Source organism: Micromonospora sp. NPDC049139 (assembly GCF_055586845.1).
Map to the genome: position 1 here is coordinate 163,803 of NZ_JBVJHK010000014.1, position 23,123 is coordinate 186,925.

The window sequence follows — 23,123 nt, forward strand, 5'->3', positions numbered from 1 at the left end:
GTCAGCCCCGGCCGCTGCGGGTCAGCACGAAGCCGAGCGGGGTGACCCCGGCGGCGCGCAGCCGCTCCACGAGCCGGCGCAGGTCGTTCTGCCGGGTGCGGTCGCGCTCGACCACCACCACGGCCGTGCCCTGCCGGGCGACGGCGACACCGCGCTCGTCGGACTCGGCCGGCGGGGCGTTGAACAGCACGAGGCTGTGGTCGGCGCCCTGCCGCCAGGTGCCGAACCGGACGCTGCCCGCGCCCACGGTCACCGGGTCGGCGCCCGTCACCCGGCTGTTCACTCCGCTCGCCGAGGAGGCGACCCGGGGCAGGGTGAGCGTGGCGTCCGGGTCGGTGGACGGGCGCGCGCCGGGCGGGTGCGGCGACGGGCGGCGGGCCGCCGGCGGGGACGCGTCGCCGGCTGCCGCGTCCGCCGAGCCCGCCGGGCGGGGCTTGGGGACGGCGGGACGGGACGGGTCGGCCGCGGCGGGCAGCCGCTCCCGGTCGGCGAGCACCGTGTCGCGCAGCCGGTCGGCGCGGCCGCTGTCGTCGGCGACGAAGACCTCCCGGCCGACCGCCGCCAGCGCCACCGCCAGGCCGGCGGTGATGGCCGTCGCGTCCTCCTCGCGGGAGGTCAGCAGCGACACCCGGGCGGGCTGGCGCACCCGCTCGGCGATGGCCATCGCCACGTACCGGATGTCGGCGTCGACCGCCTCCTTGCGACCGCGCCACCCGCGGCTGCGCACCGTGCCGAGCAGCGGCAGGCCGGTGGCGTCGCGCCCGTCGTCCACCGACCGGATCCGCCGGTCGACGGACTCCCAGGCGTACGCCAGCACCACGCCGAGCAGCGTCCCGCCGAGCAGGCCGGCGAGCACGTAGAGCGGGCGGTTCCCGGCGGAGGAGGCCAGGGCCCGCTCGGCGGTCTGGGTGACCCAGCCGGGGCTGACGTCGACGGCGGCGATCTCCGTACGCGCCGCGTTGAGCTGGGTGAGCTGGTTGTTGATGCCGGCCAGCTCGGTCACCGCCGCGTCGACGGCGCCCTCCCGGGCGTTGTTGACCCGCTTCTGCAGGGCGGCCTGCTGGGCGGCCACCTTGTTGATGCTCTCGTCGTACGAGCGCAGCATCTCCGCCCGCTGCTTCTCGTACATCGCCCGGCGCACATCCAGGTAGGCCCGGGCGGCCAGGTTGACACTCTCCACCGCCTGCTCGGCCGTGGGGGCCGAGTAGACGAAGCGCAGGATCTGCCCGCCGGTGGGCACCTCCACCTCCAGGGCGTCGCGCACCTCGCGCGGGTCCAGCCCGCCGGCGTCGGCGAGCCGCTGCACCACCTCGGTGCCGGTGGCGATGCCGCTCTCCACGTTCATGTTCACCGCCCGCTCGGCGTTGGCCCCGCTGGGCGTGAACGCATCCGTGACGACGGGGCGGACCGCCACGACCGCGCTGGCGGTCACCGCGGCGGGGACGAGGAGCACGTAGCCGAGCGCGGCGGCCAGGCCGACCGCGGCGACGGCCGCCACCAGCCGGATCCGGTGCAGCGGTACGCGGAGCAGGTCGGTCAGCGTGACGGTGCGGCCCGCCCCGCCACCGGTGGGGACGCCGGCGGACCAGGAGGCGGGAGGAACATCAGTCATGGAACTTCTTCACCGTCTGTTGTGGATTTCCGGCGACCACGACCCGCGGCGGCACGTCCGTGCGGACCACCGTGGCGGCGCCCACGACACTGTCCCGGCCGATCCGCACGCCCTTCATCACCAGGGCGTGCGCTCCGATCCACACGTTGTCCTCGATCGTGATCGGGGCGCGGGTGGCCGGGACGGGTGGGTCGTGCCGCTGCTCGGGCGGCAGGTTGTGGAAGTCGTTGTCCAGCAGCTCGCAGTCCGAGAGCAGGCACCGGTCGCCGATCGTGACCGACGTCCAGGTGCCGATCCAGGTGGCGTTCAGCAGGCAGTCGGCGCCGACCGTCACCTCGCCGGGGCCGGCGAAGCGGACCAGCTTGTTCACCCGGGTGCGGTCGCCGATGCTCACCCGCACGCCCCGGCGCAGCCGGATCCGGCCGCGGATCTCCACGCCCCGGCCGAGGGTCAACCGGGGGTAGCGCAGCCGGTACCAGCCGCGCTTGACCGCGAAGACGACCCGCACCGGGAGCCCTCGGCGGATGCCACCCGCGCCGACCAACGACCCTCCCCACGTCGCGGGGCCGGCGACGGCTGATCCGTCGCCGGCCCAACGTGAACAATCTACCGATGTCCGTTACGAACTGTTGACCCTCACTGCACGGAGAAGAACGTCGACGGGGTGGACCAGCTCACACCGGCCGCCGCCGGAGCGACGACGGTCGCCGCCGTCCCGTCGACCGCCGGGGCGGCCGTCGGGTCGAACGGCACGCTGCGCAGCGTCCCGTCGGTGGCGCCGTACACGATCCTGCCGGCGACCCAGGCCATGCCGCGCACGATCGACCAGGTGACCCCGGTGGTCGGCAGGGTGAACTCCGTGGCGCCGAGGTAGTTGCCGTCGATCTCGAAGTAGCGGTAGTAGAGGCCGCTGGCGCCCGACCGGGTGTAGTACAGGCGACCGTCGAGATAGAACGCGCCGGTCATCGCCGCCGGGTTGAACCAGTCGTTGTAGCCGGACGCCTCCCACGGCACGCCGATCGCGCCGCCGTTGAACATCGAGATGTCGATCCGGCTGCCGGTGGGGGTGCCGGCGACCGTGTGCGACCAGTAGATCCGGTCGGCGACCCGCCAGGTGGCGCCGGCCGCCGTGTAGTTCGGCTGGCTGACCGTGGTCGGGGCGCCGACGGCGGTGCCGTCGAACGGGACCTTCGCCAGCTCGCCGGGCCCGGTGCCGACGTAGAGGTTGCCGGCGGTCGCGGTCGGCGCGTTCTTCGGGGTGATGGTGCGCCCGCCGGCCAGCGGGAACATGCCGAGCCGGCCGTGGTACTCGTTGCCCATGCCGTCGGAGTTGTGGCCGAAGTAGAGGCCGTCGCTGCCGCGCCAGAGCACCGGCACCGAGGAGCCCCAGTTGCTGGTGCCGGCCGGCATCGACGCGCTGCCGCTGCGGCGGGGGTTCCAGTTCACCGGCATGCCGGTGGCCGGGGTGACGGCGGCGATGCCGAGCCGGTCGATCGCGCCGTCGCCGGCCCGGTCGCTGGCGTTCGGGTTGTTCAGCCAGCGGAAGTGCCCGCCGAGGTAGATGACGTTGTCGGCGACCTCGACGGAGGTGATGGTGTCGTTGCCGGTGTAGTCGACCCAGGTGCCGAGCTGGCCGGTGCCCCGGGCGGCGGTCTCGAACCGCACCAACGCGTCGCAGTACGCGGCCGGCCAGCCCGCGCCGCCGTTGGTGCCGACGACGAACCAGCTGCTGTCGGCGCCGAACTTGACGTCCTGCACGTAGTGCACGAAGGTCGCCGGCGCCGCGCACGGCGGCACGAACTTCTCGGTGCTCCAGTCGAGCAGGGTCGGCGTGCCGGAGAGGTCGACCAGCGCCATCTGGTTGCGCGGCAGGCCGTTGACGTACATGAAGTTGCCGCCGACGGCCAGGGTGGCGCCGTCGGGGGCGACGTCGATGGTCCAGACGTACGGGGTGGTGTCGTGGCGCCCGACGGTGGCGTTGACGTTGAAGGTCGGGTCGATCGCGCCGGTGGTGGCGTCGAGCCGACCCAGGCCGGCGTGCGCGGTGCCGTTGAGCCAGTTGAACGCGCCGGCCACGTAGAGGTGGTTGCCGTGCAGGGCCAGGTCGCGGACGGTGCCGCCGTCGGAGCGGCCGACCCAGCTGTCGACGATCGCGCCGGTGGCCGGGTCGAGCGCCACCAGGTTCTTACGCGAGACGCCGTTGACGGTCTTGAACGCGCCGCCGACGATCAGCGTCCCGTTGGGCCCGGCGACGAGCGTGTTGACCGCGCCGTCGAGCACCGGCAGGAAGGCGGTCGAGATCGTCCCGGTGGCCCGGTCGTACGCGAAGAGGTAGCGCTGTGTCGTCCACGCCGCGCTGGCGGTCTGCCGGATCTGGGTGAAGCTGCCGCCGACGTACACCATGGAGCCGACCTGCGCGAAGGCGCGGGTCTCGCCGTCCCTGGCGTGGGGGGTGGCGTCGGCGGGGTTCGCCGAGACCAGGGTCGCCGGTTCGGGGGCCGGCACCACGGCGGCGGAGGTCCCGGTGGGGACGGCCAGCACGGCGGCGACGGTCACCAGCGCGACCACCCCCGCCCGGGTGCGGAATCCGGCGGATCGCCGGAAGCGCGGGATTTCGGGCACGCTACGCCTCCAAGGTGGAAGAAGACCCGCGTAGCGTGCCTCGCCCACCCCGCTCGGCGATATCCGCCGATTGGGCGGTCAGTGCCTCCGCAAGCGACAGACCGTGTGTTCTGTCGGATGTCCGACTCATCCGGTCGTCCGCCGGCCTGTGCCGACGGTCAGCGGCTCCCTCCGGTGGGCTGCCGCAGGTAGCTGTCGCGACCGGCGCGGGTGAACCCAGCCACCGCCGAGGCGTCGTGGTTCATCGTCATGTCGCACGTGCTCGTCCGGCGGGTCATCCCGGCGGAGTTGAAGTAGATCGCGGCCTTGATCTTCGGGTGCGCCCTGAGCGCCGCCGGGAACTCCTCGAACCAGCGCCGCTTGGCGTCCGGGTCGGCCGCGTTGAAGTTGGTGCCGAACTCGGCGAGCATCCGCGGCTTGCCGACGCCGAGGCGGTGCTCGTCCAGCCAGCGGTAGAAGCCGCCGATGGTGGTGGCGGGGCTCTTCCACACCGTGCTGCCGTTGCAGACGTGGAAGTTGTACGGGTCGTAGCCCACCCAGTCGACGTACCGGTCGCCGGGATAGAGGGCGGCGTACCGGTCGTAGTGGCCGGACCAGCCCATCATCGTCCACACCCAGACGGCGTTGTGGGCGCCCGCCGCGGCGAACCGGTCGTGCACGTGCCGCCAGGCGCGGACGAAGTCGGCGTCGCTGCCCTTCGCCGGCTCGTCCTCCGGCTCGTGGTCGAAGCCCATGAAGACCGGCACGCCGGTGTCGCGGATCCGCCCGGCGACCGCGTCGATGGTGGCGTCGTACCGGCCACTGTAGACGTCTCGCCAGGTCAACACGGTGCCGGAGGAGAAGACGCGGGACTCCCAGGCGAAGAACATCAGCCGGCCCTCGCGCATCTGCTGTCGCTGGTAGGCGTCCGGGAACGCGCCGTTGCTGCCGGTGCCGGAGAAGTCGTGATAGCGGTGCACGATGTCGAACTTCCGCCCGACCTGCGCCTCCACTTCGGCGACCGCCGCCCCGTGGTCCCACCCGTCGGCCGCGCCGGCCGGGGAGTACATCCCCCACCAGGCGCCGCACGAGGGGACCAGCCTGTCCGACACCTCGCCGCACCGCCCGGTGCCGCCGGACGGGCTCGCCGACGGGCGGGGCGTGGCACGGGTCGGGCTGGCGCTGGGGGTCGGCCGTGGCGCGAGCGTGGGCGCCACCGTCCGGCTCGGCGAGGGCGCGGCGCTGGTGACCGCCGGCGTGGGCGAAGTGCCGACGTCGTAGCGGATCTCCAGGCGCGGGCGCAGGTCGGGGTTGCTGTTCTCCGTCGACGCCCAGTAGATCCGCGTTTCCAGGCCGGTCTGGGCCAGCGAGACCGTCCAGGTGCCGTTCCCCCTGACCAGGGCCGAGACGTCCCACTCGTTGAAGCCCGCCGCCACCGGGGACACGGCGTCCAGGGCCGGGCCCGGCGGCGTCGGCGCCGGGCGCGCCGCGCCGGCGTCGGCGGTGGACGCGTGCGCGGTCACCGTCGCGGGGAACTTCCGCCAGGCGTGCACCCGCAGCGTGGCCCTGATGTTGACGGCGGACGCCGGCAGGCTGGTCACCGCGAACCGGATGACCGCCTCCCGGGCCCCGCGCGGGTTGCCGTCGCAGCGGGCGGCGCAGGTCGCCAGCGTGGTCTTCGCGCCGTTGTCGCCGTCCTGCGGCACCGTCGTCGCCGTGGTGTCCGCCGTCGCCCGGATCGACACGTCGTCGGCCGCCAGCAGCGGCACCGTGGTGGCGGCGATGCCGGCGACCACGGTGGCGCCGACGACGCCGAGCAGCACGGCCTTGCGCCGTGGGCCGTGGTGCCGGGCGCGGCGGTGCAGTCCGTGCCTGCTCAAGGAACACTCCCTGTGTCTCGGGCGGTGACGCTCAGCAGCGTATCCACGACCGCCACGTGACGTGGGCAGGACAGCGGGACGTAAGCGCGTCTTAACCGTCGCCTAAGGATGCCCTGGAGAACCACAGGGGACGGTCCCCGCCGGCGGGGACGGTCAGGCGGCGCGGGCGGCGGCCAGCGCGGCGGCCATCGCCGCCCGGGGCGCGGCGACGCCCGTGAAGTGCTCGAACTGGCCGACCGCCTGGGCCAGGAGGAGGTCGAGCCCGGAGACGATCCGACAGCCGGCGGCCTGGGCGGACGCGGCGAGGGGTGTCGGCCACGGGTCGTAGAGCGCGTCGAAGAGCACCGTCTCCGGCCGCCAGGCGACGGTCTCCGCGAGCGGGTCGGCGACGCCCTTCGGCACGGTCGAGACCACCACGTCGGCGCGGCACCGGTCGGCCGCGTCGGCCCAGGACCCGCCGGCCAGCTCCACGTCGACCGCGCGCGCCACCGGGCGCAGCTCCTCGACCGCCTCGGGCCGGCGGGCCACCACGGTCACCGCACGGGCGCCGAGCCGCCCCGCCGCCGCCACCGCCGCCCGCGCCGTGCCGCCCGCGCCCAGCACCGTCACCGTCGCGCCGGGGCGCACCCCGGCGTCGGTGAGCACCTCGACCATGCCGACGACGTCCGTGTTGTCGGCGTACCAGGAGCCGTCCGGGCGGCGTACCAGCGTGTTGGCGGCGCCGACGGCGGCGGCGACCGGCGAGACCTCGTCGGCCACCGCGAGCGCCGCCTCCTTGCCCGGCATCGTCACCGACAGCCCGGCCCACTCCGGGCCCAGGCCGGCGACCACGTCCGGCAGCTCCGCCGCCGCGCACTCGATCCGGGTGTACGACCATCCGGCCAGCCCCGCCGCCGCATAGCCGGCGTTGTGGATCACCGGGGAGAGAGAGTGCGCGATGGGCTTCCCGAGCACCCCCGCCCGCCGTACGACCGCCATCAGATGACCCCGGCCTCCCGAGCCTTCGCCATGTTCTTCTCGTGCTCCGCGTAGGTCTCGGCGAACTCGGAGTGACCCGCCTTGTCGATCGCCACGAAGAAGAGCCACTTGCCGTCCGGAGGGTCCATCGCGCCCTCCATGGCCTGCTTGCCGGGGTTGTTGATCGGGGTCGGCACCAGGCCCTTCAGCTTGCGGTTGTACGGGTTCTTCGGGTCGTCGAGCTCGGCGGCAGTCATGTCGGCGGAGCGCTTCGTCGCCCTTCCGATCGACTCCAGGTAGTAGTTGACCGTGACGTCCATCTCCAGGCAGTTGCAGGGAAACTCGCCGAACACCCGGTTGTACGCCACCCGGGCGACCTTGCCCAGGTCGTCCTTGTTGCCGGCCTCGGCCTGGGCCAGCGACGCGACGATCAGCGCCTCGTACGGGCTGATGCCGCCGCGCTCCTTCTGCACCCGGTCGGCGAACTGCATCTCCCCGGTGACGGCGAGGAAGTTCTCGACCATCAGCTTCAAGATGGTCTCGGCGGTTGCCTTCGGCGGGATCTCGTAGGTGTCGGGGTAGAGGAAGCCCTCGATCGACGGCTTGACCTTCTTGCCGTCGGTGCGCTTGAACCACCAGTCCGGCACGCCGAGCGCGAGCGGGTCCTTCGCCGCCGCCTCGAAGTCCTTCACCGGGATCTTGGTCTCCTTGGAGAGCAACTGGTAGACGTTCTTCGCCGTCCGGCCCTCCGGGATGGTGACCCCGTTGACGATCCGGTTCTTCAGGTCGAGCATCGCGGTGACCGCGCTCTCGCCGCTCATCTGCTTGCGCAGCTTGTAGGTGCCCGGCTGGATGTTCTTGCTGCGCGAGTTGGCCTCGGCGGCCTCGATGAACGCCTTGGCGCTCTTCACCACGTCGGCGGCGACCAGCGCGTCGGCCATGTCGGCGATCAGCGCGCCCTGCTTGATCTCGACGGTCACCTCGCCGGTGCCCGCGCCGTCGTAGTCGGGCGTGACGAAGTAGCCCTGGATCCGGTCGAAGCCGTAGAAGGCGCCGCCCCCGATCCCGCCCAGCAGGACCAGGGCGAGCAGCAGCGCCAGGACGGTCTTGCCCCGCCCGCCGCCGGAGCGCCCGTCGCGCTTACGCATGGCGCTGCGCCGGTGTTTGCCCTTCTCCCCCCGCTCCTGCTCGTCGAACCCGAGGTCCAGATCGTCGATCATCGCGTCCGCCTCCGCTGCGCGTCCAGCCAGCTCTGCAGAATCTCCACCGCGGCAGCCTGGTCGACCACCGCCCGTTGCCGTTTCCCCCGGACACCACGCTCGGCAAGCCTACGAGACGCCACGACCGTGGACATCCTCTCGTCGGTGAGCGCCACCGGAACGGGCGCTATTACATCGGCCAGTCGGTCAGCGTACGCCTTCGCGTGGACGGCCGCCGGACCGTGCTTGCCGGCGAGATTGACCGGAAGGCCGACGACGACCTCGACCGCCTCGTGCTCGGCCACCAGCGCGGCGAGCTCGGCGATGTCGCTCGGCACCGCGTCCGGGCCCGCCGTGAGGTCGCGGGCGAGGGTGACCAGCGGGGTGGCCAGCACCCCGTGCGGGTCGGAGCGTGACACCCCCACCCGGACCTGCCCGACGTCCACGCCGAGCCGGACGCCGTGGGACAACTCGCTCACCGTCGGTAACTCCCCCAGAAACGGCGAACCAGGACGGACCATTCCGGTCCGCCCTGGTCGCTGCGGTCTCGCATCACGCCTCGGCGATCGCCTTCTCGACCGTGAGCAGCAGGTTGGGCGCTTCCGCCGCCGGCAGGCCGCCGCCCTGGGCCAGGTCGGGGCTGCCGCCCCCACGCCCGGAGAAGGCCGCCTTGACCAGGTCGGAGGCGGACAGGCCCCGGCTGCGGGCGGCCGGGTTCACCGCGACCACCAGGGACGCCTTGCCGTTGGCCCGGGCCGCCACCGCGACGACCGCCGGCCGCGCCGGGTCGATCTTGCCCCGGATCTCCTGGGCGAGCGTCCGCACGTCGTTGCCGGCCGCGCCCTCCGGCGCCTCGGTGCCCACGTACGCGACCCCGCGCACGTCCTTCGCCTGCGCCGCCAGCGCCGCCGCGCCGCCGAGCACGAGCTGGGCGCGCAGCTTCTCCAGCTCCTTCTCGGCGTCGCGCAGCTGCGTCACGGTCTGCTCGACCCGGTCGGCGACCTGGTCGTTGGGCACCCGGTACAGCTCGGCGAGGCGGGACACCAGCAGGTGCTCGCGGGCCAGGAAGTGGAAGGCGTCCATGCCGACCAGCGCCTCGACCCGGCGCACCCCGGAGCCGATCGACGACTCGGAGAGGATCTTGACCAGGCCGAGCTGGCCCGAGCGGGCAACGTGGGTGCCGCCGCACAGCTCCCGGGCGTAGTCGCCGACCTCGACGACCCGCACCTCCTCGCCGTACTTCTCGCCGAACAGCGCCATCGCGCCGATCCGCCGTGCCTCCTCCAGGGAGGTGACGAAGGCGTGCACCTCCAGGTCGGCGAGGAGCACCTCGTTGACCTGCTGCTCGACGTCGCGCAGCACGCTCGGCGCCACCCCGGTGGGGGTGTTGAAGTCGAAGCGCAGCCGCCCGGGGGCGTTCAGCGAACCGGCCTGGGTCGCGGACTCGCCGAGGAAGTTGCGCATGGTCTGGTGCACCAGGTGGGTCGCGGTGTGCGACCGGGAGATGGCCCGCCGGCGGGTGGTGTCGATCTCCGCGTAGCCGGTCTCCCCCGCCCGCACCTCGCCCCGGACCACCCGGGCGCGGTGCACGATCAGGCCGGGCACCGGCTGCTGCACGTCGAGCACCTCGACCTGGCCGCCGCCGACCGTGATCATGCCCAGGTCGGGCTGCTGCCCGCCGCCCTCGGCGTAGAACGGGGTGGCGTCGAGCACCAGCTCGACCGTGTCGCCCTCGACCGCCGCCTGGCGGGGGCCGTCGACGCCGAGCACCGCCCGCACCGTCGACTCCCGGGACACCTCGCTGTAGCCGGTGAACGTCACCGGCCCGCCCGAGTCGAGCACCGACCGGTACGCCGACAGGTCGGTGTGCCCGGTCTTGCGCGCCTGGGCGTCGGCCTTGGCCCGGGCCCGCTGGTCGGCCATCAGCCGGCGGAAGCCCTCGGCGTCGACCTGGAGCCCCTGCTCGGCCGCGATCTCCAGGGTCAGGTCGATCGGGAAGCCGTACGTGTCGTGCAGCTGGAACGCCTTCTCACCGGAGAGCGCCTGCTTGCCGGCCGTCCGGGTTTCGGCGATCGCCGTGTCCAGGATCGTCGTGCCGGCGCGCAGGGTGGACAGGAACGCGTCCTCCTCCGCGTACGCGTAGTCGGCGATCCGGTCGAAGTCGGCGGCCAGCTCCGGGTACGACGGGGACATGCAGTCCCGGGCGACCGGCAGCAGCTCGGGCAGCGCCCGCTCCTGCCAGCCGAGCAGCCGCACGGCCCGGATCGCCCGCCGCATGATGCGCCGCAGCACGTAGCCGCGCCCCTCGTTGCTCGGGGTGACCCCGTCGCCGATCAGCATCAGCGCGGTACGCACGTGGTCGGCGATCACCCGCAGCCGGACGTCGTCCGGGTGCGACTCGCTGGCGACGTGGCCGGAGCGGGCGCCGTAGCGCTTGCCGGTCAGCTCGGCGGCCTTGTCGAGGATCGGCCGGACCTCGTCGATCTCGTAGAGGTTGTCGACGCCCTGGAGGATGGATGCCATCCGCTCCAGGCCCATGCCCGTGTCGATGTTCTTCGCCGGCAGGTCGCCGAGGATCGGGTAGTCCTCCTTGCCGGTGCCCGGGCCCCGCTCGAACTGCATGAAGACGAGGTTCCAGAACTCCATGTAGCGGTCCTCGTCGACCGCCGGGCCGCCCTCGCGGCCGTACTCGGGGCCGCGGTCGTAGAACAGCTCGGAGCACGGGCCGCACGGGCCGGGGATGCCCATCGACCAGAAGTTGTCCGCCTTGCCCCGACGCACGATCCGCTGGGCGGGCACGCCCACGGAGCGCCAGATGTCGTACGCCTCGTCGTCGTCCAGGTAGACCGTCGGCCAGATCCGCTCCGGGTCGAGGCCGAACCCGCCCTGCTCCTGCGACTTGGTGACCAGGTCCCAGGCGAGCGGGATCGCCCCGTCCTTGAAGTAGTCACCGAAGGAGAAGTTGCCGTTCATCTGGAAGAACGTGCCGTGCCGGCTGGTCTTGCCGACCTCGTCGATGTCGGGCGTGCGGATGCACTTCTGCACGCTGACGGCCCGCCGGTACGGCGGGGTCTGCTGCCCCAGGAAGTAGGGGACGAACTGCACCATGCCGGCGTTGACGAACAGCAGGTTCGGGTCGCTGATGGCGGGCAGCGGAGCGGACGGCACCACGGCATGGCCGTTCGCCTCGAAGTGGGCGAGGTACCGCCGCTTGATCTCCGCCGTCTTCATCGCTGGTGTTCCTCCGGAAAGATTTCTCGGTCGCCGACGCGCGGGTCCTCCCGCAACTCGGCGAACTGGTCGTCGAACGCCTCGCCCTGGGCGAACGCCTCGTGGATCTCCTGCTCGCGCTCGGCCATCCCGATCCGGACGTCCTCCACGAAGCTACGCAGCGACTCCGCCAGCCCGCCAGCGGATTCGGACAACGTGCTGGCGATGCCGGCCGGGGTGTACGACTGCGCGGTGCGGGTCGCCTTGCGGACCACGACCACGCCGACGGCCAACCCGATGCCGAGCCAGAACAAGCGCCTCATTCCCCAGCCCTCCTGGTCGTGCCGTCAGCGGTTGCCGCGCTTGGCGGCCCGCCGCTGCTGCTTGATGGTGTCGCGTACCTCGCGCTCGGTCTCGGCGTGCCGGCGGGCGGCGGCGGCCTTGCGCACGCCGTAGCCGAAGGCGGCCACCTTGACCAACGGGTTGGCGGCGGCGGCGGAGACGACGGTGGCCAGGTTCGCGACGTTGGCGGTGACGTTCTGCGCGTGGCTGGTCATGGTGTCGACCTTGGCGAGCTGCAGGTTCACCCCGTCCAGGGAGGTCTGCACCTGTTCCAGGGTCGTGTTCACGTTCTTCACCGTGGTGTTGACGTCGCCCAGCAGCGGCGCGGTGCGGTCGTTGAGGTCGTTGATCATGCGGGTGGTCGCGTCCACGGTGTGCCGCAGCCGCAGGATGGGCAGCGTCAGGATCAACACCAGCATCGCGAACGCGATCGCCGCGATCAGCGCCGCGACCTCTCCAAAGTCCACGCCTGTCCTCCTCAAGCAGGGGTCCCGGGGACCGGACGTCCCCGGAACGCGCGACCGTTGTGCCCACACCGCCGCCCGGCGACCCGCAGGGGCCAGCGGGGGCTGGCGGATCCGCCAGCCCCAGACCCTACCGTCCGTGATGGAAACCGGCTCAGGACGGTGAGGGTGTCGGTTCGCCGAGCGGATCCTCGCTGAACGTCGGGAAGGGATCCTCGCCCGTGAGCGAGGGGTCGATGCTCGGCTGCGGCCGGGTCCGCTCGTCGTCGATCGCGTTGCGGACCTTCACCGACACCAACGATCCGGCGCACTGCTGGGCAGCGGCCGACGGATCGGGCGACGGCTCCACGGCCGGTGCCCCGTCCACCGGCGGCGGCGCACAGGTCGGCTCGCGCACCCAGAGGTCGAGGGTCAGCTCGTCCCGGCGCCAGCAGGTGTAGCTCCCCTTCGGCGACTGCTCGGGGCAGCGGGTCACCTGCCAGGGCCGCCAGCCGTCCTCGGTCAGCGCCCGCTCGTAGACCTGCGCGGTCTCCTCCGGGGCCCGTTCGGAGGTGATGGTGCGTTCGCGCAGCCGGCAGTCGAGCAGGCACCACCGGCTGCCGCTGACGTCGTCGACCGTCTTCGCCGCCGCCCAGCCCGGCACGTCCAGCTCGTCGAGGGTGTCGAAGACCGGGTCGCGGCTGAGCGTGCGGATGCCGAAGAAGAGCGGGATCGCGCCGAGGAGCACCACGCTGACCAGGGCCAGGACGCCCATCCGCAGCCGCCGCCGCTCGCGCATCTGCCGCCGCAGTTCGGACCGCGCGCCGCGCAGCCCGCCGGAGGCGGGGGCGTCGTCGTCGGGCGACTCCGGCTCCGCGGCCTGCCGCAGCGCCGGCCCGTCCGCCGGCCCCGGCCCGACGGCGGACGGATCGGCGGACGGTACGACCGAGACGGCGGCCCGGGCCACCGGCGGCCCGCCGGCCGGTCCCGACGGAACGCCCGCCGGCTCCGGTCGCCCGGGGTCACGGGGCGGCGGCAGGGCGCGCCCGGTGGCGCGGTCCTCCGGTCCGGGCCGGGGCGCCGGGGCGGCGGCGCGGGCCACGCCGGTCGGCCCGGCCGGCGCGCCAGGTCCGGCGCTGCCCGGGCCGGCGGTGCCAGGTCCCACGGTGCCCGGGCCGGCGGTGCCGGGCAAAGTCGTGGGGGCCGGCGTCCCGCCGGCGTGGGTGGTCCCGGGCGGCATCCCGCCGGCGTCGGGGGCCCCGGGCGGCGGCACGGCGGCCCGACCCGGCGCGGCGTCGGGTCGCGCGGCGCCCCGGACCGGCCCGCCCTGGGTCACGTCGGGACGGGCCCGGCCACCCGGGCGCGCCTTGCCTTCGAGCGGTCCAGCCGGCGCCGGTCGCGCGGCGCCCCGCGCCGGCGGCGGACCGGAGGGTGCGCCGTCGGCCGGCCGGGGTGGTTCGGAACCGGGCCGGGCCCGGCCCGTCACCTGTCCGGTGTCGTCGCCGGGGACCGGCGGTCGCGCGCCGGGGCGGGCCCGGCCGGCGGGGGCGCGGCCGGTCCCGGCGCCGCGCTGCTCCGAATCGGGTGCCACCGGCGGGTCGCCCGGGACGGGCGGCGCCGCCGGTGGCTTGACGGTCGGCAGGGCGGGGTCGGTGTGGTGGGTGCGGCCGGCCTGCCGGAGCCAGTCGGCCGGGCGCTCCGGCCGGCCGCCCCGGGGCTCGCCGGGGGCGGGCCGCCGCCGGCCCGGTTCCCCCTCGCCGGGTGCCACACGGCGCCCCGGCCCGGCGTTCTCTTCCTCGTCCGGGCTCGTCCGGTGCCCCCGGACACGGCCGGCCGGGGCCTCCGCACGACCGGTGGGCGGCGCCGCGGGGCCGCCGTCCGCACGACCGGTGGGCGGTGCCGCGGGGCCGCCGTCCGCACGGCGGGTGGGCGCGGAGGCGGGACCGCCCTGCGCGGGCACCGACCCGGCGCCGGGCGGCGCGGGGGGCGCGCCGGGCACCGGCGGGGCATTGCCGGAACGGGGCACCACCGGCTCGTCCGGCTCGGCGGCGCGGCGTCGACCGGCCGGGCCGGGACGGCGGTGGTCGATCGCGTCCACGCCCGGCGCGTCGCCGGGGGCGGCGGTCGGCGGGGCGGCCATCGGCGCCTGCCCGGTCGCCTCGGTCGGCTGGGGGCCGCCGGCGTCGACCGGGCCGCGCCGCAGCCGACCGGCACGGGGGTCACGCTCGTCGGCCGGGGCGCCGCGCAGCTCGCCGGTCGGCGGGCCGAGGGACGGCTGGGCGGCACCGGGTGGCGGGACGGCGACCCGGGCGGCGCCGACGGGACCTCCCGGGCGGCCGGAGGCGCCCGGCGCCGGCGCGGCACCCGGCGCGGGGGCCCGACCGGAACGCCTGCCCGGCGACGGCGGTTCCACCGGCGTCACGGCGGGCGGAGCGCCCGGAGCGCCCACCGGCGCACCTGCGGGCGGCCCGGATCGCGGGGCCCCGGCCGGCCCCGGGTGCGGACGGACCGGCGGACCGGAGGGCGGGTGCGCCGACGGACCGGCGGGCACGGCCGGCGGGCCGAGGGGCGCACCGTCCGGCGGGCCGACGGGCGGACGCGAGCCGGGGGGCATGTCGACCGACGGGCCGACCGGTGGGCGCTGGCCGGGGGGCACGTCGACCGACGGGCCGACAGGCCGACGCGGGCCGCCCGGCGCACCGCCCTGACGGCCCGTGGCCGGGCCGCCCTGCGGGCCGGTCGAGGGGCCCGAGTCGGGTCGCGGGCGTCGGTCGGGCCCGTCCGGCCCGGGCTGCGGCCGCCCGGCCGCCGGGGCCCGGCGCGCGGACTCCGGTGCGGTGGCGGGACCGGAGGCGGGGGCCGCCGGGCCGGCCGGCCGGGGCTCCGCCGCACCGGGCCAGGGACCGTCCGCCGGCCGGGGGCGCGGGGACTCCGCCCCGGCGCGGCGCACCGGAGGCGCGGCGGCCGGGCCGGGGCCACGGTGGGGCGACCCGGAAGGGTCGGGAGGCGTCGGGGCGCCCGGGGGCGGGGTCGGCTCCGCCCCGCCCGGCCCCAGCTCGGTGCGCTGCTGCTTGGCCGAGCGCAGGTCGTCGATCCAGCCGAACTCCTCGCCGCTGATGGGCTCCTCGGGCTCGGCCTCGGCCTTGCCCCGCCCCCAGCGGCGACCCTTGGCGCGGGAGTCGCGCCGCTCGTCCGGGCCGTCCTCCGGTCGCTCCGAACCACGCGATCTCACTGCTGACCCTCTCCGGCGGCGTCACTGCCGCCCTCTCGCGCCGCGCCGGCGCCGCCCGTGTCCGCCGATGGGCGGCCGTTGCCCGCCGATCCGCTCGCCACGCCCACCGGTGCCTCCGGGGGCGCGGCCGGGGCCGGCAGCCCCCGTACGATGCGGCGCAGCAGCGGCAGCCGGGTGGCCACGGCCCGCTCCGCGCCGTGCTGGCTCGGCCGGTAGTAGTCGGCACCGACCAGGTCGTCGGGGACGTACTGCTGGGTGACCACGCCACGCTGGTCGTCGTGCGGGTAGCGGTAGCCGGTGCCGTGGCCCAGCCCCTTGGCGCCGGCGTAGTGCGCGTCGCGCAGCCCGCGGGGCACCGGCCCGCCTCGGCCGGCCCGCACGTCGGCGATCGCCGCGCCGATCGCGGCGGTGGCCGAGTTCGACTTCGGGGCGGTGGCCAGGTGGATCACCGCCTGGGCGAGGTTGAGCTGCGCCTCGGGCAGGCCGACGTACTCCACCGCGTGGGCGGTGGCGGTGGCGACACTCAGCGCGGTCGGGTCGGCCATGCCGACGTCCTCGCTGGCGAAGATGACCAGGCGGCGGGCGATGAACCGGGCGTCCTCGCCGGCGACCAGCATCCGGGCCAGCCAGTGCAGCGCCGCGTCCACGTCCGAGCCGCGCATGCTCTTGATGAAGGCGCTGGTCACGTCGTAGTGGGCGTCGCCGGCGCGGTCGTAGCGCACCGCCGCCACGTCGACCGCCTGCTCGGCGGTGGCCAGGTCGATCCGCCCGGCGCCGAGCGCCGTGGCGGAGGCCGCCGCCGCCTCCAGCGCCGTGAGCGCCTTGCGCACGTCACCGGCCGCGAGGCGGACGAGGTGGTCCTCGGCCTCGGTCTCCAGGATCAGCGCGCCGCCGAGCCCGCGCTCGTCGGCGACCGCGCGGCGCAGCAGGCCGCGCACCGCCGCGTCGTCCAACGGCTGGAGGGTGAGCAGCACGCACCGCGACAGCAGGGGTGAGATCACGGAGAAGTACGGGTTCTCGGTGGTCGCCGCCAGCAGGGTGACGGTGCGGTCCTCGACGGCGGCGAGCAACGAATCCTGCTGGGTCTTGCTGAACCGGTGCACCTCGTCGATGAAGAGCACGGTCTGCGGGCCGCCGGAGCGGCGCTGCCGGCGGGCGGTCTCGATCACCGCGCGCACGTCCTTCACCCCGGCGGTGAGCGCCGACATGGCGACGAAGCGGCGGTCGGTGGCCCGGGCCACCAGGTGCGCGATGGTCGTCTTGCCGCTGCCCGGCGGCCCCCACAGGATGACCGACATCGGCGCGCTGGCGGAGACCAGCTGGCGCAGCGGGGCGCCCGGCGCGAGCAGGTGGTCCTGCCCGACGAGCTCGTCGATGCTGCGCGGGCGCATCCGGACCGGCAGGGGCGAATCCTCCCCCACCGCCGTGAAGCCGTCCACACCGACGGAACCCGCGGGCGCGGGGGGCGCTGCGGCGGGCTCACCGAGGGAGAAGAGGGCGTCGGACTCCATCACGAGAACAGTACCGGTCCCGCCCGACGACGCCGGAAGCGCGCCGTCCGGCGGGACCACTGGTGATCGATTACGGTCAGCCCCGGCCCGGGCGCCGACCCCGGTACCACCGGCCGCCGCCCCCGCCGCGCGGGGCGCTGCCAACCCCGGCAAGGTAGAGGGAGAGCAGCAGCAGGCCCAGCATCAGCAGGGTGGACGGGTTCAGCAGGTCCGGCGCACCGAGGTTGGTGTCGAAGAGGTCGAGCAGCAGGGCGAAGCCGAAAACGATCGCCGCGAGAATGGCGAGCATGTCGTTCCTCCGGTGGGGGTTCCCAGTAGGTCTGCGCGGGATGTACCCAATCGGTCCGCTCGCCAATCTCCACGGTGGACCACCCCGGTTCTGGGTGCCGTCCGGGTTCCGCCGACGGGAGCGGGTCCGCCGACGGGAGCACGGCGGGCGTTCTAGGCTGGCGACATGATCGTCGCCGACCAGGTCCTGGAGGGGCGGGACGCCATCCTGGCGGCTGCCGACCACCACCCGTACGCCCGGCACTCGCTCTGGCTCGGCGAGCAGCCGCGCGGCTGGCGGCGCGACGACGCGGTGGGTTGGCTGCTCCCGGCGGAGCACGGCCCGGCCGGCGGCGCGATCGGCGCGCCCGGGCCGGCGGTCGACGTCTTCGCCGACCTCGTCGCGCGGGGCGTGCTCCGGCCCGGCCAGTGGCTGCACCTGCCGCGGCTCGACCCGGCGGCGCTGGCCGGCCGGCTGGCCGTGGCCCGGCACGACGAGTGGGACTTCCTCTGGACCGTCGCCGCGCCCCCGCGCCAAGCCGAGGAGGAGCGGGTGGTCCGGCTCACCGAGGCCGACCGCCCGGCGCTGACGGCGCTGATCGACGAGTCGTTCCCGACCACCACCTCGCGCCCGGACGACCCCCGGGTCGTCGCCTGGTACGGCATCCGCGACGGCGACCGGATCGTCGCCTGCGGAGCGGACCGCAGCCGGGGCGACGTCGGCTTCCTCGCCGGCCTGACCGTCGCCCCCGACCGGCGCGGCCGGGGGCTGGGCGCGGCGCTGACCGCCGGGATGACCCGGGCGCTGTTCGCCCGCCACGACACCGTGGCGCTCGGCGTCTACACCGTCAACGTCGGCGCGATCCGCCTCTACCGGCGGCTCGGCTTCACCGCCACCCTGGCCCGCAGCTCGGTGCACCTGGCCTGAGCGCGCCGGCGGGCCCCTCTCCCGGGCCCGCCGGCGCGCCGGTCGCTCAGCCGCCCTGCGCCGGAGCGGGCGCTGCGTCCACCTCCGACCACCCGCTCACACGCGCGGTGGGACCCGTCCCCGACGCGAATCCGGCACCCGGAGCGGGGACCGGGCCGGGGGCGGCAACGGCCTCCGGAGCCGGGAGCGGGCCGGACGCGGGAACGGCCTCCGACGCGGGCACGGGGTCGGGGCCGGCCGGGGTGCGGCGGCCGGCGCGCCAGGCGGGCAGGTAGAGCGGGGCGGCGACGGCCAGCACCACGGCGCCGACGAGCATGGCGGTGCTGATGCTGGTGGCCTCGGCCAGCATCATGAGCACCACCCCGCCGAGCGCCCCCGCCGGCTGGGCCATCATCGAGTTCAGCGAGAGCACGCTGGTCCGGTACGGGCCGTCGACCTGACGATGCAGCAGCCCCATGTGCAGCGGGTTCGACGCGCCGTGAACGGCATAGCAGGCGAGGTAGGCGACGAGCACGCCAACCGGGCCGGCGAACAGACCCATGCCGACCACCGTCACGCCCTGGAGGATCCTCAGCAGCCCGGCGGCGGGTGCGGCGCCCAGCCAGCGCAGCAGCAGCGGGGTCAGCGCGGCACCGGCCGCGTTCGCCAGCCAGGCCACAGAGCTGGCCGGGCCGAGCAGCGCGGCGGCCCGGTCGGCGTCGCCGACGACCTCGGCGAGCCGGATGGGCAGCAGTGACTCGAAGGTGACCATGCCGAAGCCCCAGAACAGCTCGACCGCGACCAGGGCGAGCAGCACCCGGGAGCGGCGCAGCAACCCGAACGCCTGCCCGACCATCCGCGGTGCCTCGACGACCGAGGCGCGCAGCGCCCGGGCGCCGCGGGCCGGCCGGGTCTCGACCATCAGCACCAGCATGGCGACCAGGGCGATCGCCTGCAGCACGATGGCGACGAGCACCGGCAGGGTCAGCGCGCTGACCGGCCCGACCGGGCCGAGCGCGACCAGCCCGCCGCTGAGCAGCGCGCCGGCGCCGATGGCGAGGCCGATGACGGTGCCGGCGAGGCCGAGGCCGCGCTCGTACTCGGCGTCCGGGTCGGCGGCCAGGGTGGCATCGACGTACCAGGACTCCAGGGGGCCGCTGTCCAGCGCCCGGTAGACGCCCTGCAACGCCCACGAGACGAAGAAGAGCCAGAACGAGTCGGCCACCGCGAAGACGGCCAGCGAGACCAGGCAGGTCGCCCAGGCGGCGACGAGCACCGGCTTGCGGCCGAGGGCGTCGGCGAGGCCACCGGTCGGCAGCTCCAGCGCCAGCACCACCAGCCCCTGGGCGGTGGCCACCAGGCCGATCTGGGACAGCGACAGGCCGCGCTCCTGCATCAGCAGGATCATGACGGGGATGAGCAGGCCGCCGGGCAGCCAGCGCAGGCCGTAGAGGGTGAGGTAGCGGAACCGGACCTGGCGTACGGACAGCGCGGTCATCGCATCTCCCGGAGCAGCGGGTACGCGGCGAGAAAGATCTGCACCGACTCGGCGTCGGGCGCGGCCGGCTCGGCGTCGGCTTCGTGCCGGTAGCGTTCGAGGACCTGCCACAGGTCGGCCTCGAGCGCCTTGAGCCGGTCGGGCGGGATGGTCATGAAGACGTCGCCCATGCCGAGGGCGTCCCGCCAGGCCGGCGACCACTCGTGCTGGGTGGCGAACCACTGCTCGGCGTGCTCGGCCAGGAGGCGCACCTGGTCGCCCTGGATCCACTCGATCGCGGCGCGGGCGTCCGGGTCGTCGTCGAAGTCGCTGGTCTCCCAGTTGGTGACGTCGTGCGCGGCCCGCCACCAACGCTGCCGGCCCGTCCCCCGGTCCGGGTCCTCGACAACGAGCCCGACCTCGGCGAGCTGGCGCAGGTGGTAGCTGGTGGCACCGGTGTTCGTGTTCAGCAGCTCGGCGAGGGTGGTCGCCGTCGCCGGCCCGTTCACCCGCAGCGCCCCGAGCAGGCGCAGTCGCAGCGGGTGCGCCAGCACGCGCACCTGCCGGTGGTCGAGGCGCACGCTGCGCGGCGCCGACTTCCCGTCGTCTCCCATGGCTGCACGATATCTGTGCACACTTTCTATGCACAAGACTTGTGCATAGAAAGTGTGCATCATCCGACAGGGCGGGCCCGAGGGCTCAGGGGGCGAGGATTTCGCGGATGCCGCGCAGCCGGGTCGGCAGCAGGGCGGCGGCGCGGGACGAGTCGAGGCGCACCTCGGCGGGGCGGACGAGGCCCGAGGAGGCGCTGGTCGTGGTCTTCAGCCCGGCCGGGTCGAGGCCGAACCGCGCCGCCACCAGCAGGCCCATCTCCGCCCGGCTGACCGCGTCCGGGCCGGCCACGTTGAGCGGGCCCGCGTACCGGCTGTCGACCAGGTCGAGCACGGCGGCGGCCAGGTCGGCCACGTCGACCGGGCAGCGGACCTCGTCGGTGAACAGGGCGGCCCGCCCGGCGAGGGCGTCGAGGCAGAGCCGGATCTGCTTGCTCCGCTCGTCGCCGACGATCAGGGAGGTACGCACCAACGCCGCACCCGGGTCGATCGCCCGCACGGCGGTCTCGGCCGCCGCCTTCGCCGCCCCGTACGGGAAGACCGGGCTGGGCGGCTCGTCGTCGGCGTACGGCTCGGGGCGGCCGGCGTGCAGCGCGTCGCTGGACAGGTGCACCAGCCGCGCTCCCACCTCGGCGACCGCGTACGCGACGTGCGCCGCCCCGTCGGCGGTCACCGTCCACTCGGCGTACCGGTAGGGGGTGCTGACCACGGCGTCGGGGCGGACCCGGGCGACCAGCTCGCGCACGGCGGACCGGTCCGTCACGTCCAGGCGGCGCGCCTCGACGCCGGGCACCTCGACCCCGCCCGAGTGGTACGTCCCGACCACCCGCTCCCCCGCCGCGACCGCCTGCCGGCAGACCTCACCGCCGAGGTACCCGCTGGCCCCCACCACGAGCAGCGTCACGCCGCCCCCTTCAGTCGGTGATCAGGAGGTCCGCGTCGAGGCCGACGACGCGAACCTCCTGATCGACGAGAAGCGATCAGGTCGGGTCGGCGACCGGGGCGGCCGGGCCGGCCGTGCCGGTGTGCGCCGCCGCCGGGGGCTTCGGCTTGGCGTCGATGCCGGCCTCGGTGCGCTGCTGCGCGGTGATCGGCGTCGGCGCGCCGGTCAGCGGGTCGAAGCCGCCCCGGGTCTTCGGGAAGGCGATCACCTCGCGGATCGAGTCCGCGCCGGCGAGCAGCATGCAGACCCGGTCCCAGCCGAAGGCGATGCCGCCGTGCGGCGGGGCGCCGTACTTGAACGCCTCCAGCAGGAAGCCGAACTTGTCCTGCGCCTCCTCGGGGGTGATGCCGAGCAGGTCGAAGACGCGCTGCTGCACGTCGCCCCGGTGGATACGGATCGAGCCGCCGCCGATCTCGTTGCCGTTGCAGACGATGTCGTACGCGTAGGCCAGCGCCCGGTCCGGCGCCTCCTCGAACCGGTCGACCCACTCCGCGTTCGGCGAGGTGAACGGGTGGTGCACGGCCGTCCAGCCGCCCTCGTCCGTACGCTCGAACATCGGCGCGTCGACCACCCAGCAGAACGCCCAGGCGCTCTCGTCGACCAGGCCGGCCCGCTTGGCGATCTCGATCCGGGCCGCGCCGAGCAGCTCCTGCGCCTCGCGGGTGTTGGCGCTGGCGGCGAAGAACACCGCGTCGCCCGGCTTGGCGCCGACCGCGTCGGCCAGCCCGCCCAGGTGCTCGGCGGAGAGGTTCTTCGCCACCGGCCCGCGCGCCTCGCCGGTCTCCGCGTCGAGCACCACGTACGCGAGGCCCCGCGCGCCACGCGCCTTGGCCCAGTCCTGCCAGCCGTCCAGTTCCTTGCGGCTCTGCGACGCGCCGCCCGGCATGACGACCGCGCCGACGTAGCCGCCGGCGTCGATCGCGCCGGCGAAGACCCGGAACTCGGTGCCGCGCAGGTAGTCGGTCAGCTCGGTCAGCTCGACGCCGTAGCGCAGGTCCGGCTTGTCGGAGCCGTACCGGGCCATCGCGTCGTGCCAGGTGATGCGCGGGATCGGCCGGGAGATCTCGTGGCCGGCCAGGTCCTTCCAGAGCGCCGAGACGATCGCCTCGCCGAGGTCGATCACGTCGTCCTCGGTGACGAACGACATCTCGATGTCGAGCTGGGTGAACTCCGGCTGCCGGTCGGCGCGGAAGTCCTCGTCCCGGTAGCAGCGGGCGATCTGGTAGTACCGCTCCATGCCGCCGACCATCAGCAGCTGCTTGAACAGCTGCGGCGACTGCGGCAGCGCGTACCAGCTGCCCGGCTGCAGTCGCACCGGCACCAGGAAGTCGCGGGCACCCTCCGGGGTGGACCGGGTCAGCGTCGGGGTCTCGATCTCCAGGAAGTCCCGCTCGTGCAGCACCGAGCGGGCGAGCTGGTTGGCGCGCGAGCGCAGCCGCATCGCCTTCGCCGGGCCGCTGCGGCGCAGGTCGAGGTAGCGGTAACGCAGCCGGATGTCGTCGCCGGCCTCCACCTGGTCGTCCACCGGCAGCGGCAGCGGCGCCGCCTCGGAGAGCACCTCCAGCTCGGCGGCGGTCACCTCGATCTCGCCGGTCGGCAGCTCCGGGTTCTCGTTGCCCTCGGGCCGGCGGGTCACCTCGCCGGTGACCCGGACGCAGAACTCGTTGCGCAGCGCGTGCGCGTCCTCCTCGCGGAACACCACCTGGACCACGCCGGAGCCGTCGCGCAGGTCCACGAAGATCACGCCGCCGTGGTCGCGCCGGCGGGCGACCCAGCCGGCGAGCGTCACCGTGGTGCCGGCGTCCGTCGCGCGCAGGCTGCCGGCGTCATGGGTACGGATCACGACTCGCGTCTCCTCATCTGCGGTACACCGTTACCCCTGGCATTCTGTCAGCCTTCCCCGGAGCACCGTTGCGGGGTGAGGAAGGCGG

18 protein-coding genes are annotated in these 23,123 nt (G+C 74.8%); 1 reads left to right on the forward strand and 17 read right to left on the reverse strand.

Annotation, left to right across the window (positions count from 1 at the left end; all coding sequences use genetic code 11):
• Position 1 precedes the first annotated feature (1 nt).
• The 13 genes from ACZ6Q9_RS22830 to ACZ6Q9_RS22890 all read right to left on the reverse strand — a co-directional run bounded on the left by ACZ6Q9_RS22830 (position 2) and on the right by ACZ6Q9_RS22890 (position 17,276).
• Positions 2-1,612, reverse strand: coding sequence for a lipopolysaccharide biosynthesis protein (locus tag ACZ6Q9_RS22830; RefSeq protein ID WP_396829477.1), 1,611 nt, complete (start codon positions 1,610-1,612; stop codon positions 2-4).
• Positions 1,605-2,156: an acyltransferase gene (locus tag ACZ6Q9_RS22835; RefSeq protein ID WP_393263799.1), complete on the reverse strand. Its 552-nt coding sequence runs from the start codon at positions 2,154-2,156 to the stop codon at positions 1,605-1,607. Before ACZ6Q9_RS22835 ends, ACZ6Q9_RS22830 begins: the two co-directional genes overlap by 8 nt.
• A 92-nt stretch (positions 2,157-2,248) precedes the next feature.
• Positions 2,249-4,180 carry a hypothetical protein gene (locus tag ACZ6Q9_RS22840; RefSeq protein WP_396829525.1) on the reverse strand — a complete coding sequence of 644 codons (1,932 nt, stop codon included), beginning with the start codon at positions 4,178-4,180 and terminating at the stop codon, positions 2,249-2,251.
• Positions 4,181-4,392: 212 nt separating this feature from the next.
• Complete coding sequence (locus ACZ6Q9_RS22845; protein ID WP_396829476.1) at positions 4,393-6,093, reverse strand: glycosyl hydrolase; 1,701 nt, start codon at positions 6,091-6,093, stop codon at positions 4,393-4,395.
• A 153-nt stretch (positions 6,094-6,246) separates the two neighbouring features.
• Positions 6,247-7,071 carry a shikimate dehydrogenase gene (locus ACZ6Q9_RS22850; protein WP_396829475.1) on the reverse strand — a complete coding sequence of 275 codons (825 nt, stop codon included), beginning with the start codon at positions 7,069-7,071 and terminating at the stop codon, positions 6,247-6,249.
• A complete protein-coding gene (gene mltG, locus ACZ6Q9_RS22855) occupies positions 7,071-8,270 on the reverse strand; it encodes an endolytic transglycosylase MltG (protein ID WP_396829474.1) in 1,200 nt (399 codons plus the stop codon). Before mltG ends, ACZ6Q9_RS22850 begins: the two co-directional genes overlap by 1 nt.
• Positions 8,267-8,728, reverse strand: coding sequence for a Holliday junction resolvase RuvX (gene ruvX, locus ACZ6Q9_RS22860; RefSeq protein ID WP_350708988.1), 462 nt, complete (start codon positions 8,726-8,728; stop codon positions 8,267-8,269). Before ruvX ends, mltG begins: the two co-directional genes overlap by 4 nt.
• A gap of 73 nt (positions 8,729-8,801) precedes the next feature.
• Positions 8,802-11,480, reverse strand: coding sequence for an alanine--tRNA ligase (alaS, locus tag ACZ6Q9_RS22865; protein WP_396829473.1), 2,679 nt, complete (start codon positions 11,478-11,480; stop codon positions 8,802-8,804).
• The gene (locus ACZ6Q9_RS22870; RefSeq protein ID WP_393263809.1) at positions 11,477-11,782 is read right to left on the reverse strand and encodes a hypothetical protein; all 306 of its coding nucleotides are present in this window, start codon (positions 11,780-11,782) and stop codon (positions 11,477-11,479) included. Before ACZ6Q9_RS22870 ends, alaS begins: the two co-directional genes overlap by 4 nt.
• A 24-nt stretch (positions 11,783-11,806) precedes the next feature.
• A complete protein-coding gene (locus ACZ6Q9_RS22875) occupies positions 11,807-12,268 on the reverse strand; it encodes a DUF948 domain-containing protein (RefSeq protein ID WP_393263810.1) in 462 nt (153 codons plus the stop codon).
• 151 nt (positions 12,269-12,419) lie between these two features.
• Complete coding sequence (locus ACZ6Q9_RS22880; protein WP_393263854.1) at positions 12,420-13,043, reverse strand: hypothetical protein; 624 nt, start codon at positions 13,041-13,043, stop codon at positions 12,420-12,422.
• A gap of 2,429 nt (positions 13,044-15,472) precedes the next feature.
• Complete coding sequence (locus tag ACZ6Q9_RS22885) at positions 15,473-16,987, reverse strand: replication-associated recombination protein A (RefSeq protein ID WP_393263812.1); 1,515 nt, start codon at positions 16,985-16,987, stop codon at positions 15,473-15,475.
• Between the two features lie 76 nt (positions 16,988-17,063).
• Positions 17,064-17,276: a hypothetical protein gene (locus ACZ6Q9_RS22890; protein ID WP_350708997.1), complete on the reverse strand. Its 213-nt coding sequence runs from the start codon at positions 17,274-17,276 to the stop codon at positions 17,064-17,066.
• A 165-nt stretch (positions 17,277-17,441) separates the two neighbouring features.
• On the opposite strand from ACZ6Q9_RS22890, the gene ACZ6Q9_RS22895 reads away from it, so the two are divergent.
• Positions 17,442-18,182 (forward strand): GNAT family N-acetyltransferase, encoded by a 741-nt coding sequence (locus ACZ6Q9_RS22895; RefSeq protein WP_393456448.1) that lies wholly within the window; start codon positions 17,442-17,444, stop codon positions 18,180-18,182.
• A gap of 46 nt (positions 18,183-18,228) precedes the next feature.
• On the opposite strand, the gene ACZ6Q9_RS22900 is transcribed toward ACZ6Q9_RS22895, so the two are convergent.
• From ACZ6Q9_RS22900 to aspS, 4 genes are all read right to left on the reverse strand, one after another.
• Positions 18,229-19,659, reverse strand: a complete 1,431-nt coding sequence (locus ACZ6Q9_RS22900; protein WP_393456445.1) for an MFS transporter — start codon at positions 19,657-19,659, stop codon at positions 18,229-18,231.
• Positions 19,656-20,252, reverse strand: a complete 597-nt coding sequence (locus ACZ6Q9_RS22905; RefSeq protein WP_393456442.1) for a helix-turn-helix domain-containing protein — start codon at positions 20,250-20,252, stop codon at positions 19,656-19,658. The genes ACZ6Q9_RS22900 and ACZ6Q9_RS22905 overlap by 4 nt, the downstream gene beginning before the upstream one ends.
• 85 nt (positions 20,253-20,337) lie before the next feature.
• Positions 20,338-21,153, reverse strand: a complete 816-nt coding sequence (locus ACZ6Q9_RS22910; protein ID WP_396829472.1) for an SDR family oxidoreductase — start codon at positions 21,151-21,153, stop codon at positions 20,338-20,340.
• A gap of 76 nt (positions 21,154-21,229) precedes the next feature.
• A complete protein-coding gene (aspS, locus tag ACZ6Q9_RS22915) occupies positions 21,230-23,035 on the reverse strand; it encodes an aspartate--tRNA ligase (protein ID WP_393456436.1) in 1,806 nt (601 codons plus the stop codon).
• Positions 23,036-23,123 lie beyond the last annotated feature (88 nt).